General features: G+C 34.1%; 1 protein-coding gene. It reads left to right on the top strand.

Features of this window, described 5'->3' with window-relative positions:
- On the top strand, positions 1-229 hold a 229-nt coding region (locus FFR48_RS28755; protein ID WP_162502014.1), incomplete at both ends, for a hypothetical protein.

Genomic DNA, 229 nt, shown 5'->3' with positions numbered 1-229 from the left:
AAATGGCAATATTACCACCACTGGAAGTCAGACTTATAACGATAATGTCACCATTGCGAATAACCCCACATTAACAGGAAATGGAATTACCTTTAATGAACTTGTAGACGGTAATAGTAATTTAACCCTGAATGCAGGTACAGGAAATTTAACATTTGAGAAAAATGTCGGTAGTACAACAGCGTTAAACAATTTAACAGCCACTGGTAATAATATAAATATCAAAGGT

It is taken from the genome of Sphaerospermopsis reniformis, assembly GCF_005402885.1.
GTDB classification, from domain to species: Bacteria; Cyanobacteriota; Cyanobacteriia; order Cyanobacteriales; family Nostocaceae; genus Sphaerospermopsis; species Sphaerospermopsis kisseleviana.
Note: the sequence above shows the minus strand (reverse complement) of the source record. Positions and strands in the feature narration are given on the sequence as shown.